The sequence below is a fragment of the Phytobacter diazotrophicus genome, assembly GCF_052061655.1.
Taxonomy (GTDB): domain Bacteria; phylum Pseudomonadota; class Gammaproteobacteria; order Enterobacterales; family Enterobacteriaceae; genus Phytobacter; species Phytobacter diazotrophicus.
Genome location: NZ_CM125428.1, coordinates 1,913,727 through 1,927,553 on the forward strand (window position 1 = coordinate 1,913,727; position 13,827 = coordinate 1,927,553).

16 protein-coding genes and 1 other annotated feature are annotated in these 13,827 nt (G+C 53.3%); of the genes, 5 read left to right on the plus strand and 11 right to left on the minus strand.

The genetic code is table 11. The features are described from left to right. Nucleotides 1–27 precede the first annotated feature (27 nt). The 9 genes from hisIE to hisL all read right to left on the minus strand — a co-directional run bounded on the left by hisIE (nucleotide 28) and on the right by hisL (nucleotide 7,326). A complete protein-coding gene (gene hisIE / locus ACS0RQ_RS09115) occupies nucleotides 28–639 on the minus strand; it encodes a bifunctional phosphoribosyl-AMP cyclohydrolase/phosphoribosyl-ATP diphosphatase HisIE (protein WP_103278819.1) in 612 nt (203 codons plus the stop codon). Continuing rightward, nucleotides 633–1,409 (minus strand): imidazole glycerol phosphate synthase subunit HisF, encoded by a 777-nt coding sequence (hisF, locus tag ACS0RQ_RS09120; protein WP_271850651.1) that lies wholly within the window; start codon nucleotides 1,407–1,409, stop codon nucleotides 633–635. The genes hisIE and hisF overlap by 7 nt, the downstream gene beginning before the upstream one ends. Continuing rightward, nucleotides 1,391–2,128, minus strand: coding sequence for a 1-(5-phosphoribosyl)-5-[(5-phosphoribosylamino)methylideneamino]imidazole-4-carboxamide isomerase (gene hisA / locus ACS0RQ_RS09125; RefSeq protein WP_271850649.1), 738 nt, complete (start codon nucleotides 2,126–2,128; stop codon nucleotides 1,391–1,393). The genes hisF and hisA overlap by 19 nt, the downstream gene beginning before the upstream one ends. After that, the gene (hisH, locus tag ACS0RQ_RS09130; RefSeq protein ID WP_271850648.1) at nucleotides 2,128–2,718 is read right to left on the minus strand and encodes an imidazole glycerol phosphate synthase subunit HisH; all 591 of its coding nucleotides are present in this window, start codon (nucleotides 2,716–2,718) and stop codon (nucleotides 2,128–2,130) included. The genes hisA and hisH overlap by 1 nt, the downstream gene beginning before the upstream one ends. Beyond that, nucleotides 2,718–3,785 (minus strand): bifunctional histidinol-phosphatase/imidazoleglycerol-phosphate dehydratase HisB, encoded by a 1,068-nt coding sequence (hisB, locus tag ACS0RQ_RS09135; protein ID WP_041851938.1) that lies wholly within the window; start codon nucleotides 3,783–3,785, stop codon nucleotides 2,718–2,720. The genes hisH and hisB overlap by 1 nt, the downstream gene beginning before the upstream one ends. Beyond that, nucleotides 3,782–4,843 carry a histidinol-phosphate transaminase gene (hisC, locus tag ACS0RQ_RS09140; RefSeq protein WP_041851937.1) on the minus strand — a complete coding sequence of 354 codons (1,062 nt, stop codon included), beginning with the start codon at nucleotides 4,841–4,843 and terminating at the stop codon, nucleotides 3,782–3,784. The genes hisB and hisC overlap by 4 nt, the downstream gene beginning before the upstream one ends. Further along, the gene (hisD, locus tag ACS0RQ_RS09145; protein ID WP_271850647.1) at nucleotides 4,840–6,144 is read right to left on the minus strand and encodes a histidinol dehydrogenase; all 1,305 of its coding nucleotides are present in this window, start codon (nucleotides 6,142–6,144) and stop codon (nucleotides 4,840–4,842) included. The genes hisC and hisD overlap by 4 nt, the downstream gene beginning before the upstream one ends. A 98-nt stretch (nucleotides 6,145–6,242) precedes the next feature. After that, nucleotides 6,243–7,142, minus strand: a complete 900-nt coding sequence (gene hisG / locus ACS0RQ_RS09150) for an ATP phosphoribosyltransferase (RefSeq protein WP_041851935.1) — start codon at nucleotides 7,140–7,142, stop codon at nucleotides 6,243–6,245. A 34-nt stretch (nucleotides 7,143–7,176) separates the two neighbouring features. Continuing rightward, nucleotides 7,177–7,300, minus strand: a sequence feature (His leader region). Beyond that, a complete protein-coding gene (hisL, locus tag ACS0RQ_RS09155; RefSeq protein ID WP_103245916.1) occupies nucleotides 7,276–7,326 on the minus strand; it encodes a his operon leader peptide in 51 nt (16 codons plus the stop codon). Its footprint overlaps the feature before it by 25 nt. Before the next feature lie 175 nt (nucleotides 7,327–7,501). Here hisL and ACS0RQ_RS09160 point away from each other — a divergent pair, with 175 nt between their 5' ends. The 4 genes from ACS0RQ_RS09160 (at nucleotide 7,502) to tnpA (ending at nucleotide 10,738) form a co-directional block, all read left to right on the plus strand. Beyond that, nucleotides 7,502–8,326: an SDR family oxidoreductase gene (locus ACS0RQ_RS09160; protein ID WP_271850646.1), complete on the plus strand. Its 825-nt coding sequence runs from the start codon at nucleotides 7,502–7,504 to the stop codon at nucleotides 8,324–8,326. Nucleotides 8,327–8,675: 349 nt separating this feature from the next. After that, nucleotides 8,676–8,738 (plus strand): membrane protein YoeI, encoded by a 63-nt coding sequence (gene yoeI / locus ACS0RQ_RS09165; protein ID WP_103245917.1) that lies wholly within the window; start codon nucleotides 8,676–8,678, stop codon nucleotides 8,736–8,738. Continuing rightward, on the plus strand, nucleotides 8,728–10,089 hold the full coding sequence (locus tag ACS0RQ_RS09170) for an APC family permease (RefSeq protein WP_271850645.1): 1,362 nt from the start codon (nucleotides 8,728–8,730) through the stop codon (nucleotides 10,087–10,089). The genes yoeI and ACS0RQ_RS09170 overlap by 11 nt, the downstream gene beginning before the upstream one ends. 190 nt (nucleotides 10,090–10,279) lie before the next feature. Next, nucleotides 10,280–10,738, plus strand: coding sequence for an IS200/IS605 family transposase (tnpA, locus tag ACS0RQ_RS09175; RefSeq protein ID WP_038918153.1), 459 nt, complete (start codon nucleotides 10,280–10,282; stop codon nucleotides 10,736–10,738). A gap of 126 nt (nucleotides 10,739–10,864) precedes the next feature. On the opposite strand, the gene sbcB is transcribed toward tnpA, so the two are convergent. After that, a complete protein-coding gene (gene sbcB, locus ACS0RQ_RS09180; RefSeq protein ID WP_499022537.1) occupies nucleotides 10,865–12,298 on the minus strand; it encodes an exodeoxyribonuclease I in 1,434 nt (477 codons plus the stop codon). A 171-nt stretch (nucleotides 12,299–12,469) separates the two neighbouring features. Here sbcB and ACS0RQ_RS09185 point away from each other — a divergent pair, with 171 nt between their 5' ends. Beyond that, nucleotides 12,470–13,651, plus strand: coding sequence for a tyrosine-type recombinase/integrase (locus ACS0RQ_RS09185; RefSeq protein ID WP_317076888.1), 1,182 nt, complete (start codon nucleotides 12,470–12,472; stop codon nucleotides 13,649–13,651). On the opposite strand, the gene ACS0RQ_RS09190 is transcribed toward ACS0RQ_RS09185, so the two are convergent. Continuing rightward, nucleotides 13,632–13,823 (minus strand): helix-turn-helix transcriptional regulator, encoded by a 192-nt coding sequence (locus ACS0RQ_RS09190; RefSeq protein ID WP_071196267.1) that lies wholly within the window; start codon nucleotides 13,821–13,823, stop codon nucleotides 13,632–13,634. The two genes, ACS0RQ_RS09185 and ACS0RQ_RS09190, sit on opposite strands and share 20 nt — an antisense overlap. Nucleotides 13,824–13,827: the final 4 nt, after the last annotated feature.

Consider the following 13,827-nt stretch of genomic DNA (forward strand, 5'->3'; position numbering starts at 1 on the left):
GGGGAGTGTGGGCACTCCCCATAGCAATTACTGGTGACGCTTACGCAGATTTTCGATAACTGTGGTCAGATCCAGGTTCTGATCCTGCAACAAGACCAGCAGGTGATACATCAAGTCTGACGCTTCATTGGTCAGTTCTTCGCGATCGTGAACGGTGGCCGCCAGTGCGGTCTCCACGCCTTCTTCACCCACCTTTTGCGCGATACGCTTGGTGCCGCTGGCATACAGCTTAGCGGTATATGAGCTGGCCGGGTCTGCCGTTTTGCGTTCGGCGAGCAGTTGTTCCAGTTGGTAGAGGAAAAGCCACTGATGGGCATTGTCGCCAAAGCAACTGGACGTTCCCGTGTGGCAGGTTGGACCAATGGGGTTCGCCAGTACCAGCAGGGTATCGTTATCACAGTCCGGCGCAATATTCACCACATTCAGAAAATGGCCAGAACTTTCGCCTTTGGTCCACAAACGTCCTTTGGTCCGCGAGAAGAAGGTGACTTTGCCACTTTCCAGCGTTTTCGCCAGCGCGTCCTTGTTCATATACCCCAGCATCAATACTTCGCCGGAGACCGCGTGTTGCACCACGGCGGGCAGCAGTCCGTCGGTTTTTTCCCAGTCCAGTTGGGCCAGTTGCAGCTCTGTTAACATACCCTTATCTCCACGCCCTGGCCTGCCAGGTACGTTTTTAACTCACCAATATTGATAATTTGCTTATGGAACACCGATGCCGCCAGCGCGCCGTCGACGTTGGCGTCGCGGAAGGCCGCAAGGAAGTGTTCCATTGTCCCCGCGCCACCGGAAGCGATAAGCGGGACGTGGCAAACCTCGCGCACTTTTTTCAGTTGCTCAAGGTCATAACCGTTACGCACGCCGTCCTGGTTCATCATGTTAAGCACGATCTCGCCAGCTCCGCGTTTCTGCACTTCCTGCACCCAGTCCAGCGTCTCCCAGGTGGTCACGCGTGTGCGGCTTTCATCACCGGTATACTGATTGACGTGGTACTTGCCGGTCGACGCATCAAACCAGGTATCGATACCCACCACAATACACTGCACGCCAAAACGATCGGCGAGGCGGGTGATAAGCTCGGGATCCGCCAGCGCCGGGGAGTTGATGGAAATCTTATCCGCGCCGAAAGAGAGAATTTTGTGCGCATCGTCAGCAGACTTGATCCCGCCCGCCACACAGAACGGAATGTCGATCACTTCCGCGACGCGAGAGACCCAGCTTTTATCGACCACGCGCCCGTCACTGGAGGCGGTGATATCATAAAAAACCAGTTCGTCTGCGCCTTCTTCGGCGTAGCGTTTCGCCAGAGGCACGATGTCACCGATGATTTCGTGATTACGAAACTGAACGCCTTTCACCACCTGACCATCGCGTACGTCGAGACAAGGAATTATCCGTTTTGCCAGCATTGGATGGCCTCCGTTACAGTAAATTTACCTTCCAGCAGCGCGCGACCCACGATCACGCCTTTCACGCCTGTTCCACGCAGCGCCGCAATATCATTGATATCGCCGATACCACCGGAAGACTGAAACGCAACCTGCGGATATCGCGCGCACACTTCTTCATACAGCGACACGTTCGAACCTGCCAGCGTACCATCGCGGGAGATATCGGTGCACAGCACATGCCTGAGGCCAACCGGGAGATAGGTTTCTACCAGTTCTTCCAGCGAGACGCCGGAATCTTCCTGCCAGCCGCTTACCGCCACCTGTTTATTGCCTGCGGCATCAATACGTACATCCAGCGCCAGGACCAGCGCATCGGCACCAAAACGCTCGAACCACCCTTTAACGACCTCAGGTGATTTCACGGCTGTTGAACCAACGACCACACGGGCGACACCGGCATCAAGCAGCGCGGCGACATCCTCTTCGGTACGTACACCGCCGCCGACCTGTACCGGCACATTCACCCCGGCAACCAGTGTTTTCAGCAATGGGATCTGGCGACGCGCCGGATCTTTCGCACCGGTTAAATCCACCAGATGCAGCACTTGCGCACCCTGGGCGGCATAATCCTGCAGGCGTGGCAACGGGTCGGTGCCGTAGTCGCGCTGCTGACCATAATCCCCCTGGTGCAGGCGCACTACCGTTCCATCAATTAAATCTAAAGCCGGAATAATCATCACATCTCCAGAAAGTTTTTCAGCAGTTGTGCACCCGCGCGCCCTGAACGTTCCGGATGGAATTGCACGCCAAAGAAATTGTCTTTTTGCACCGCAGCAGTAAACGGCGTGCCGTACTGACACTGGGCGATGGTGTAAGGGTTAACCGGCATGGCGTAGCTATGGACAAAATAGAAGTACGCGCCGTCATCTATCCCCTGAAACAGGCGATTGCCTGCTTTTGGATAGACTTGGTTCCAGCCCATGTGCGGCAGTGGTAAACCGACATCTTCCATTTTCGGCACGTCCTGATCGATGATACCCAGTAAATCCACGCCACTGTTCTCTTCGCTGAAACGCCCCAGTAACTGCATACCCAGGCAGATGCCCAGCACCGGCTGGGTGCAGGCTTTTACCAGTTCAATCAGGTCGCGTTCGCGCAATTGATCCATGGCGGCCTGCGCCGTGCCTACGCCGGGCAGAAACAGTTTGTCGGCGCGCAGCACCACGTCCGGATCGCGGCTCACCAGCGGCTCGTAGCCGTGACGCGAAATGGCCGATTTCACAGAGTTGAGGTTAGCGCACCCGGTATCCAGGATAACGACATTCATCACAACACTCCTTTCGAGGAGGGAAGGGTATCGCCTTCGACGCGAATGGCCTGGCGCAGCGTACGACCAAAGACTTTAAACAGGCTCTCCACGCGGTGGTGATCGTTTTTCCCTTTGGTTTTCAAATGCAGCGTCACACCCATGGTGTAAGAAAGAGAACTAAAGAAGTGCTCAACCATCTCGGTGCTCAAATCCCCCACGCGCTGATAGGTAAACTCAGCTTTATATTCCAGGTGCGGACGCCCGGAAATATCCAGCGCACAGCGTGCCAGGCATTCGTCCATCGGCAGCACAAAACCGAAACGGTTGATACCGCGCTTGTCGCCCAGCGCCAGCTTCAACGCTTCGCCTAACGCCAGACCGGTATCTTCAACCGTATGGTGATCGTCAATGTAGAGATCGCCTTTGACGTCGATTTCCATGCGAAAGCCGCCGTGAGTGGCAATTTGATCGAGCATATGATCAAAGAAGCCCACGCCGGTGCGGATTTTGCTGCCGCCTTCGCGATCCAGCCACACTTTGACGTCAATCTGCGTCTCTTTGGTTTTGCGCTCAACGTGGGCGTAACGATCGCGTTTGGTCAACTGCTCGCCAATGGCTGCCCAGTTCAGGGTTTCACGGTTGTAACGCAGCCCGGCAATGCCCATGTTGGCCGCCAGTTCAATATCCGTTGCGCGATCGCCAATGACGTAGCTGTTCGCTTTATCCAGCGCTTGCTCAACCAGCCAGCGCTCAACCATTTTTACTTTCGGTTTGCGGCAATCACACTCGTCGCCCGGGAAGTGCGGGCAAATCAACACCTCTTCAAACACCACACCCTGAGAGGTGAAAATTTGCATCATCAGGTTATGCGGGCCATCAAAATCGGCCTGCGGGAAGCTGCTGGTGCCCAGACCATCCTGATTAGTGATCATCACCAGTTTAAAACCGGCTTTTTGGAGTGCGAGCAGAACCGGAATCGCGTCCGGTTCAAAGGCCAGCTTGTCAAAACGATCGACCTGATAATCAGATGGCGGCTCGGAAATCAGGGTTCCATCACGGTCAATAAAAAGGTACTTCTGGCTCATACAGACTCCGCACGTAAAGCGTCGATGACGCGCTGGCTCTCTTCGCGGGTGCCGATAGTGATACGCAGGCAGCCGCTTAAGGTCGGTTGTTTATTTTGGTCACGCAGGATAATGCCCTGATCCCATAGAGATTTAAAGACAGCGCTGGAGGCTTTGAAGCGTACCAGAATGTAGTTGGTCTCTGAATCAAACACCGTCTCCACGCAGGGAATGTCACGAAGTGATGTTGACAGATATTCGCGCTCGGCCACGATCTGTGCGACACGCTCACGCATCGCCACAATTCCTTCCGGGCTCAGGGCCTGGGCCGCGATATCCGCCACCGGTGTAGAGAGTGGATAGGGGGCAATCACTTTCATCAGCAGGTTGATCACCTCTTCATTTGCCAGGGTGAAGCCACAACGCAGGCCTGCCAGCGCAAAGGCTTTGGACAGCGTGCGCAGTATCACCAGGTGTGGATACTCTTCAAGCCAGCCCGCCAGCGTCGCCTGAGGGCAAAATTCAATATACGCTTCGTCGGCCACTACGAGCGCTTTGCCGCGCGTCATCTCCAGCACGGCGCGAATGTCCTGCGGATTAATGATTTGACCGGTGGGGTTGTTCGGGCTGCAGACATACACCAGTTTGACATTCTCAAGCTGGTCGGCAATGTTTTGCAGATCCAGTTGCCAGCCGTCCAGTGTCAGGGCCGTGCGGTACTCAACGCCAAAAGTTTCTGCGCTGACGCTGTACATACCGTAGGTCGGCGGGCAGAACAGAATAGCGTCTTTACCCGGTTCGCAGAACGCGCGGATAAGGAGTTCAATACCTTCATCAGCGCCGCGACTCACCAGAACTTGTTCCGGCTTAAGCCCGGCATACTGCGCATACCCTTCGATAACCGCTTTTGGCTGGCATTCCGGGTAGCGGTTCAGCGTTTGCTGAGTGAAATTAAATTCCACTGCCGTCGGGAATTCGTTGGCGTTCAACCAGACATCGCCCTTACCGCCAAGACGACGGGCAGACTGATACGGGGTCAGGGCACGTACGTTGGCGCGAGCCAGTTCCTCAATACTCATGCTTGCTCCTTAAGGGCGTTAACACGCAGGGTGACGGCATTTTTGTGGGCGGTGAGCAGTTCAGCGGCCGCCAGCGTTTCAATAGTAGAGGCGAGAGACGCGAAGCCTTCGCGCGATAATTCCTGGACGGTCATCCGTTTCTGGAAATCGGCCAGCCCCAGGCTGGAGCAGGTTGCGGTATAACCGTATGTTGGCAGGACGTGGTTGGTGCCGGAGGCATAATCACCAGCGGACTCGGGTGACCAGTCGCCCAAAAAGACCGAGCCGGCGCTGGTGATATCATCCACCAGGTCACGCGCACTACGGGTCTGAATAATCAAATGCTCCGGACCATACTGGTTAGAGATTTGTACGCATTGTGCCAGGTCTTTCGCCACAATCAGGCGGCTGGCGGAGAGCGCTTTACGCGCCGTTTCCGCGCGAGGCAGGTCGGCTAACTGACGATCAACGGCGTCGGCAACGGCGCGGGCCATGTCGGCATCCGGCGTCAGCAGGATCACCTGCGAGTCCGGGCCGTGTTCCGCCTGCGACAACAGATCGGAGGCGACAAAATCAGGCGTGGCGCCGCTGTCGGCAATCACCAGCACTTCTGACGGGCCCGCTGGCATATCGATAGCAGCACCATCCAGACGCTGGCTTACCTGACGCTTGGCCTCGGTCACGAAGGCGTTGCCGGGTCCAAAGATTTTGTCGACTTTTGGCACTGATTCCGTGCCAAATGCCAGAGCTGCAATCGCTTGCGCGCCCCCCACTTTAAAGACTTCCTGTACACCGCAGAGTTGCGCCGCATAGAGAATTTCATCCGCAATAGGGGGAGGGGAGCAGAGCACCACTTTTTTGCAGCCTGCAATGCGTGCCGGAGTGGCCAGCATCAGTACGGTGGAAAACAGCGGGGCGGAACCACCTGGGATATACAACCCGACGGAGGCGATAGGGCGGGTGACCTGCTGGCAACGCACGCCTGGTAGTGTTTCGACATCAACCGTTTGCAGTTTCTGTGCGATGTGGAACGTGTCGATATTCTTAACCGCCACGGCCATCGCCTGTTTGATGTCGTCACCGAGACGGGCGCTGGCATCGGCAATTTCCTGCGCGGTCACTTTCAGCGCGGTAACGTCAGTTTTATCAAATTTCGCACTGTACTCACGCAGGGCGTTATCGCCATTGCTTTTCACGTTGTCGAGGATCTCCACAACGGTACGGGTGATACTTTCTGAGGCGGAGATCGCCGGGCGCATCAGCAGCTCGCGTTGCTGTTCAGGGCTGCAACTGTTCCAGTCGATGATAGTGTTAAAGCTCATAATCGTTTTCCTTTATAGGCAGGGTGGCGCTTTCGCTTATCCGGCCTGGATGTCCAGGCCCGGCAGACATAGCGCCACCGGGCGAATCGTAAGGTGGATTACTCCATCATCTTCTCGATTGGCAGCACCAGAATAGAACTGGCGCCCAGCGCTTTCAGTTTTTCCATCGTTTCCCAGAACAGGGTTTCGCTGCTCACCATATGCATGGCGACACGTTGCTGATCGCCAGCCAGCGGCAGAATGGTCGGACGTTCGGCGCCCGGCAGCAGAGAAATCACTTCATCCAGACGCTCGGTTGGCGCGTGCATCATGATGTATTTTGATTCACGCGCCTGAATCACGCCCTGAATACGGGTCAGCAATTTATCGACCAGCTCTTGTTTGCCATCCAGCAGGTCGCCGTCACGTTGAATCAGGCAGGCTTTGGAGCGGTAAATCACTTCCACTTCGCGCAGACCATTCGCTTCAAGGGTGGCACCGGTGGAGACCAGATCACAGATGGCATCCGCCAGACCGGCACGTGGGGCCACTTCAACAGAACCGTTCAGCAGGCAGGACTTGAAGGCGACGCCTTTCTGGTCGAGATAGCGTTTGAGCAGGTGCGGATAAGAGGTGGCAATACGTTTGCCGTCGAGTGACGCCGGGCCTTTCCACTCTTCATCGGCGTTGGTCGCCAGTGACAGGCGGCAACTCCCGAAATCAAGGCGGCGCAGGGTGAAATAACGCGGGTCTTCCCCCTGTGCGCGGCGGGTCAGCAACTCTTCTTCCAGGACGTTTTCGCCCACAATACCCAGGTCGACCACGCCGTCCATGACCAGCCCCGGAATGTCGTCATCACGCACGCGCAGAATATCAATCGGCATATTTTCGGCCAGGGCAATCAGACGCTGTGTGTGCAGGTTGATTTTAATGCCGCAACGGGCCAGTAATTCGCGTGAGTCATCGCTCAGGCGGCCTGATTTCTGAATAGCTATGCGTAAACGGGTATTGTCTAACATTCTGTTTTCCTCATTATCCTGCTGAATTTGGTCCAAAAAAAAGCCCCCGGAAGATTATCTTCCGGGGGCTTTCTCTTGCGTTCATGCACCACTGGAAGATCCAAACGTCTTCCAGCACACATCGCCTGAAAGACTAGTCAGGATGATGGTGATGATGGTGAAGTTTAAATTGAACGCCTGTCATAAAATTCTCGATGAATGTTTATTCATTTGATGTCGTTTAACCTAAACCACTTTCACCACCAAAGGCAAGGGCTTTTTTTAATCATTAAATCATTTCATATTGGCTCTATGAATTGTCAGTTTCGTCGGGCTGGCGTAGCCTTAAAATGGAATCTGCGAAATGTCGGGAGAGACACATGAAAAAGGTCGCTATTGTCGGGTTAGGATGGTTGGGCATGCCGCTGGCGCTGTCATTAACGGCGCGTGGATGGCAGGTCACCGGCAGCAAAACCACTCAGGATGGCGTGGAGGCGGCTCGTATGTGCGGCATTGAAAGCTACGTGCTGAAACTCGAACCGGAGTTGTTCTGCGAGCCAGACGATCTGGATGAATTAATGAATGTCGACGCGCTGGTTATCACTTTGCCCGCCAGACGCAGTGGTCCTGGCGAGGCTTTCTACCTGCAGGCGATGCAGGAAATTGTTGATAGCGCGCTGGCCTATCATATCCCGCGCATCATTTTTACCAGCTCCACCTCGGTGTATGGCGACACCAGCGGCACAGTAAAAGAAAACTCACCGCGTAATCCGTCAACGGCGAGTGGACGAGTCCTGAAAGAGCTTGAGGACTGGCTGCATAATTTGCCGGGGACATCGGTGGATATTCTGCGTCTGGCAGGGCTGGTAGGGCCGGCCCGCCATCCGGGGCGTTTTTTTGCCGGGAAGACGGCGCCAGACGGGCAACAGGGGGTCAACCTGGTCCATCTGGAGGATGTTATTTCCGCCATCACGTTGCTGCTTCAGGCGCCGAAGGGCGGGCATATCTATAATTTATGTGCACCTGAGCACCCGGCGCGAGCGCAGTTTTACCCGGCCATGGCGCGCAAGCTTGGCCTGCCTGAGCCACAATTCCTCGACTCTGCGCCCGGCGAAAAAGGGAAAGTGGTTGACGGTAACCGCATTTGCCACGAACTGGGATTTGAGTATGAATATCCGAATCCGATGACCATGCCACTGGACTGATTTTAAACAGTTTAATGCCGTTAACACGGGGGAAATCTGTCATTTCCCTGAAACAGTGCAGAAACATTTTAGCAAAAAGTGCTATTAATTTGCTCTGCTTCAAAGTGAATTATTTAAATTCAGTAAGTTAGGTGTTACCGCTTTGTGAGCGCCATCGCACAGGCTTGTCAAAACGCCTCACTTTGGTGCAAAATATGTCGCTGCAAAAAATTGAAACTAACCGACGTTAATAAGACGTCGGTTATTTTTTTGCACTTTAGAAACGTCATTCAATCCAAGAGGCCGGGCTTCGTACCGGATAGATATTTACTAAAAACCGACAGTCGTTGTCGCTGAGGAATATAAAGAAATGGGGCAATCTTTTGCTTACGCGCTGGCGTTCACCGTAAAAGGGGATAACTATGTCGCATAACGCTACTCCAAAGACCTCTCGCGTGGAATTACGTAAAACACTTACGTTGATTCCGGTTGTTATGATGGGCCTCGCCTATATGCAGCCTATGACGCTGTTCGATACGTTTGGTATCGTCTCTGGCTTGACCGACGGCCATGTTGCAACGGCGTATGCCTTTGCGCTGGTCGCCATTCTCTTTACGGCGCTGAGCTACGGTAAACTGGTTCGCCGTTTCCCGTCTGCGGGCTCCGCATACACCTACGCCCAGAAATCCATTAGCCCGGCGGTTGGCTTTATGGTGGGTTGGTCTTCGCTGCTGGACTACCTGTTCATGCCGATGATCAACATTCTGTTGGCGAAAATCTATTTTGAAGCGCTGGTGCCTTCTATTCCATCGTGGATCTTTGTTGTCGCGCTGGTGGCCTTTATGACCATCTCTAATCTGCGCAGTATCAAGACTGTGGCCAACTTCAATACCCTGATTGTGATTCTGCAGATGGGCATTGTGGCCGTTATCGTTGGTCTGATCATTTACGGCGTCTCTCATGGTGAAGGCGCAGGTACGTTAACCAGCACGCGTCCGTTCTGGTCCGAAGGCGCACACGTGGTGCCGATGATTACCGGTGCGACTATCCTGTGCTTCTCGTTCCTCGGCTTCGACGGTATCTCTTCTCTGTCAGAAGAGACCAAAGATGCAGAGCGCGTGATTCCGAAGGCTATTTTCCTGACGGCGTTGATTGGCGGCCTGGTATTTATCGTTGCCTCTTACTTCCTGCAACTGTACTTCCCGGATATCTCTCGCTTTAAAGATCCGGATGCGTCTCAGCCGGAAATCATGCTGTATGTGGCGGGTAAAACCTTCCAGTGGGGCGTGCTGATTTTCTCCAGCGTGACCGTTCTGGCATCTGGTATGGCGGCACATGCGGGCGTTTCGCGTCTGATGTACGTGATGGGCCGTGATGGCGTCTTCCCGAGCCGTTTCTTTGGTTATGTACACCCGAAATGGCGTACTCCGGCGTGGAACGTGCTACTGGTTGGCGCGATTGCACTGCTGGCGATTAAATTCGACCTGGTGACGGCGACAGCGTTGATTAACTTCGGGGCACTGGTGGCGTTTACCTTCGTTAACCTGTCAGTGATTTCGCAGTTCTGGATTCGTGAAAAGCGTAACAAGACGCTGAAAGATCACTTCAACTATCTGGTACTGCCGGTCTGTGGCGCGCTGACCGTAGGCGCACTGTGGATTAACCTGGAGCAGAGCTCAATGATTCTGGGCCTGATCTGGGGGGGGATCGGTCTGGTCTATCTGGCCTGCGTGACGAAAAGTTTCCGCAACCCGGTGCCACAGTACGAAGATATTGCGCAGTAACGAATGACTGAATAAAAAAACCGGAGGCCATGGCCTCCGGTTTTTTTGTCTATAGAAAACCCCCAGCTAGGCTGGGGGTTCCGGAAAGCTTTCAGCTTTAAGCCAGTTATTAAAACCCCTTTTGATTTGTTAAAACAGCTTGCGGTCTGGCAACTGCAAAAGTTCAACAAGAAATCAAAAGGGGGTCCCGATGGGGGACGAAAAGAGCTTAGCGCACACCCGATGGAACTGTAAATATCACATAGTTTTTGCGCCGAAATACCGAAGACAGGCGTTCTACGGAGAGAAACGTCTGGCGATAGGCAGCATTTTAAGAAAGCTGTGTGAGTGGAAAAACGTACGGATCCTGGAAGCTGAATGCTGTGCAGATCATATCCATATGCTTGTGGAAATCCCGCCCAAAATGAGCGTATCCGGCTTTATGGGATATCTGAAAGGGAAAAGCAGTCTGATGCTTTATGAGCAGTTTGGAGATCTGAAATTCAAATACAGGAACAGGGAGTTCTGGTGTCGGGGATACTACGTGGATACGGTAGGGAAGAACACAGCGAAGATACAGGAATACATAAAGCACCAGCTTGAAGAGGATAAAATGGGTGAGCAGTTGTCGATCCCTTATCCGGGCAGCCCGTTTACGGGCCGTAAGTAAGGAAGTTTGATGCAAATGTCAGATCGTATGCGCCTGTTAGGGCGCGGCTGGTAACAGAGCCTTACAGGCGCATCTGAAAAACCTCCGGCTATGCCGGAGGATATTTATTTGCCCGCACTCTGGCGGCTACACAATCTCCTGGGCGTACTGCCAGAGCGATTTCAGCAGTGCCAGCTTCGCTTTATCGTCGGCATACTGCTGGGACAGCATCTGTAGCTCATCGGCGTAGACCTGCAAAAACTCAGGCGTAAACACCTGACGGCGATGCTCCAGCCAGCGCTGTTGTTCGTCATAATCGAGCGTTCCGGGGAAGTTACGCGCCCGGTAGTTAAACAGCAATTTCTCGATTCGCTTATCGACAAAGGTGATATCCAGCGCCGGGAGATTACGTGGCTCGGTTTCCAGCAGAATGCTCATTGCCGCACGATCTGCGTCGCTGAAAAAACCGTTATAAAGTTGTGCGTCTACATTCTCAGAGGGCACAAACGGCTCGGCTTCTGCAAAGATAGCCAGTACTTTTTCGCGTACCTGCGGGTTATTGCGCAGAACGTTCAGGTTATCCAGACACTGTTTGCGGTCAATCCCCAGCCGTTCAGCATCCTCAGGACGCAGCGTTTTCGCCTGTGCCAGGATAGGGCATTTATTCAAATGTACCAGCTTCACCGGCACGGCGGCGTTGTCACCTAACTCGGCTTTTGCGGTATACAAGCGCTCGCGCAGCGCGTCAGCATCCAGTTCCAGCAACGGCGACATATCGCCCGCGAGGTCCACCATGATCACGGCATTGCGGTTTTCCGGGTGCCAGGCCAGCGGAGCCACCCAACTGGTATTGCCGCGCCAGGCGCCAAACATGCCGGAAACATGCACCAGCGGCGTCATCTGCGGGACATCAATCAGGGCCGCCAGTTTATGTTTATTACGGTGGCTCAGCAGATAATCAAACAGCCTCGGCTGGTGGGTTTTCACCAGTTGCGCCATGGCGATAGTGGCGTAAACGTCGGCCATGGCATCGTGGGCATTGCTGTGTTCAATACCGTTCGCTTTTGTCAGATGCTCAAGGCGGAAACTCGGCAGCCCATCGTCATTCTCCGGCCAGTTGATACCGTCCGGGCGCAGGGCATAGCAGGCACGCATCACATCCAACAAATCCCAGCGCGAGTTGTTGTTTTGCCAGCTCCAGGCATAGGGATCGTAAAAGTTGCGATAGAAGATATTCCGCGTCACTTCGTCGTCGAAGCGGACGTTGTTATAGCCGAGTACGCAGGTTTTGGGGACGGTGAACAGATCATGGATGCGACGGGCAAAGTCAGCTTCATTGACGCCATTCGCTCTGGCGTGCTGTGGCGTAATGCCGGTAATCAGCACGGCCTCTGGCTGAGGCAAATAGTCATCTGCCGGTTTACAGTAAAAGACTTCCGGCTCGCCAATGATGTTGAAATCGGCGTCGGTACGAATCGCAGCAAACTGTGCGGGGCGATCCAGCGAGGGGCTGGTACCGAACGTTTCGTAGTCATGGAAGAGGAATGTGCTCTGTATTTCTTCGTTTTGTGCTGGTTTCATTCGTCCATCTTTTATTTCATATGTTAATGAAATTTATTGGTATTTAGTTGTTAAAAGTCTTTTTATGTCTTGTTTTGTACGCGCTTGCATATTGTCGATTGTCTTCGTACATGCCATATTGAGTACATTGTTAGTACATAACTGCAAGAATATTTGAGTACATAAAATAGAATGGCTATAAGTGATACCAAACTGCGCTCTCTCTATGGTAAACCATATTCCGGCCCTTCTGAAATTACTGATTCAGATGGACTCGGAATCCGCATAACCCCTAAGGGGGTTATCAGCTTCCAGTTCCGCTTCCGGTGGGATGGAAAGCAACACCGGCTAGGTCTGGGGCGCTACCCCGCCATGACCCTTCGCGATGCGAGGAACATGGTTGCAGATTTAAGGGAATCGGTCGATAGAGGGATAGATCCTCGCCTGCTATCCGGTACCGCCAAAACAAAGTCAAAGCCCACGGTAAAAGACTGCATTAATTATTGGCAGGAAAATTACGTGGAAATTGCACTACGAGAGAAGACAAAAGCGCTTTATAAGTCCACGGTTATAAAGCATATGAGCGATGCTTTTGCAGGGGTGCCGATTGAAGACATCCCCGTCAGGTTGTGGGTTGAGCGGTTTACCGAGGAAGAAAGGATTAATCCACGCCGCGCAAGGCAATTACTGGTCCAGTTACGATCGGCGATTGGTTGGTGTACTCGACGGCAGTTCATCAGCACAACAGAGCTTATGCTTATCCAGCCTAAGGATGTTGGAGTAAAGCCAGCAGTAGGTGAGGTTACTCTTAGTTATAACCAGTTAGCCAAAATCTGGCTTGCTATAGAACGGAGCCGTGGCTCCACTTCAAACCGACTTTTGCACCAGTTGCTTATGCTCTATGGAGCAAGAAATAGTGAGATGAGGTTGGCCGTAAAAAGTGAATTTAACCGGGAAGAGGGCACGTGGACCGTACCAGCGGAGAAGAGCAAAACCAACAAGCTCATTCGCAGGCCACTCTTTGACGCCGCCGATGACCTGCTTAAGAAAGCCGAAATGACATACGGGAACATACTTTTCCCAGGTCCTGATCTGAAAAAGTCGATGACCATTGCCGGTGCAAACAGATTTTTGGGCAGGATCGAATCTTCACTTGGCATAGGTGAGTTTTCTGCACACGACTTTCGCCGTACATTGGCTACCCGATTGTCAGAAGAGGGCGTTGCCCCGCACGTAATTGAGAAGATGCTGGGGCATGAGTTGGGCGGCGTACTTTCTGTTTACAATAAGCATGACTGGATTGCTGAACAGAAAGCCGCCTATGAGCTTTACGCCGAAAAAATATTCTGGCACATCAAGAAGCTCGCGGGTTAATTCCGCCTTTAAGGATCCAATCCTCGATCTCTGCCTTAAGGTACTGTTTGGGATGGGTCCTGATTGGTTTGGGGAAATTATGATATTCGGTGTACTTCCAGATTGTGGCTCTGGAGCTTACCTTAAGAATCCCCATCACTTCTTTTTCAGTAATCATTTCAATATCAGCCATACCC

What these genes read in the sequence shown, in the direction of transcription:
- hisIE (WP_103278819.1), bottom strand. Translation starts at nt 639, where the DNA reads ATGTTAACAGAGCTGCAACTGGCCCAACTGGACTGGGAAAAAACCGAC.
- hisF (WP_271850651.1), bottom strand. Translation starts at nt 1,409, where the DNA reads ATGCTGGCAAAACGGATAATTCCTTGTCTCGACGTACGCGATGGTCAG.
- hisA (WP_271850649.1), bottom strand. Translation starts at nt 2,128, where the DNA reads ATGATTATTCCGGCTTTAGATTTAATTGATGGAACGGTAGTGCGCCTG.
- hisH (WP_271850648.1), bottom strand. Translation starts at nt 2,718, where the DNA reads ATGAATGTCGTTATCCTGGATACCGGGTGCGCTAACCTCAACTCTGTG.
- hisB (WP_041851938.1), bottom strand. Translation starts at nt 3,785, where the DNA reads ATGAGCCAGAAGTACCTTTTTATTGACCGTGATGGAACCCTGATTTCC.
- hisC (WP_041851937.1), bottom strand. Translation starts at nt 4,843, where the DNA reads ATGAGTATTGAGGAACTGGCTCGCGCCAACGTACGTGCCCTGACCCCG.
- hisD (WP_271850647.1), bottom strand. Translation starts at nt 6,144, where the DNA reads ATGAGCTTTAACACTATCATCGACTGGAACAGTTGCAGCCCTGAACAG.
- hisG (WP_041851935.1), bottom strand. Translation starts at nt 7,142, where the DNA reads ATGTTAGACAATACCCGTTTACGCATAGCTATTCAGAAATCAGGCCGC.
- ACS0RQ_RS09160 (WP_271850646.1), top strand. Translation starts at nt 7,502, where the DNA reads ATGAAAAAGGTCGCTATTGTCGGGTTAGGATGGTTGGGCATGCCGCTG.
- ACS0RQ_RS09170 (WP_271850645.1), top strand. Translation starts at nt 8,728, where the DNA reads ATGTCGCATAACGCTACTCCAAAGACCTCTCGCGTGGAATTACGTAAA.
- tnpA (WP_038918153.1), top strand. Translation starts at nt 10,280, where the DNA reads ATGGGGGACGAAAAGAGCTTAGCGCACACCCGATGGAACTGTAAATAT.
- sbcB (WP_499022537.1), bottom strand. Translation starts at nt 12,298, where the DNA reads ATGAAACCAGCACAAAACGAAGAAATACAGAGCACATTCCTCTTCCAT.
- ACS0RQ_RS09185 (WP_317076888.1), top strand. Translation starts at nt 12,470, where the DNA reads ATGGCTATAAGTGATACCAAACTGCGCTCTCTCTATGGTAAACCATAT.
- ACS0RQ_RS09190 (WP_071196267.1), bottom strand. Translation starts at nt 13,823, where the DNA reads ATGGCTGATATTGAAATGATTACTGAAAAAGAAGTGATGGGGATTCTT.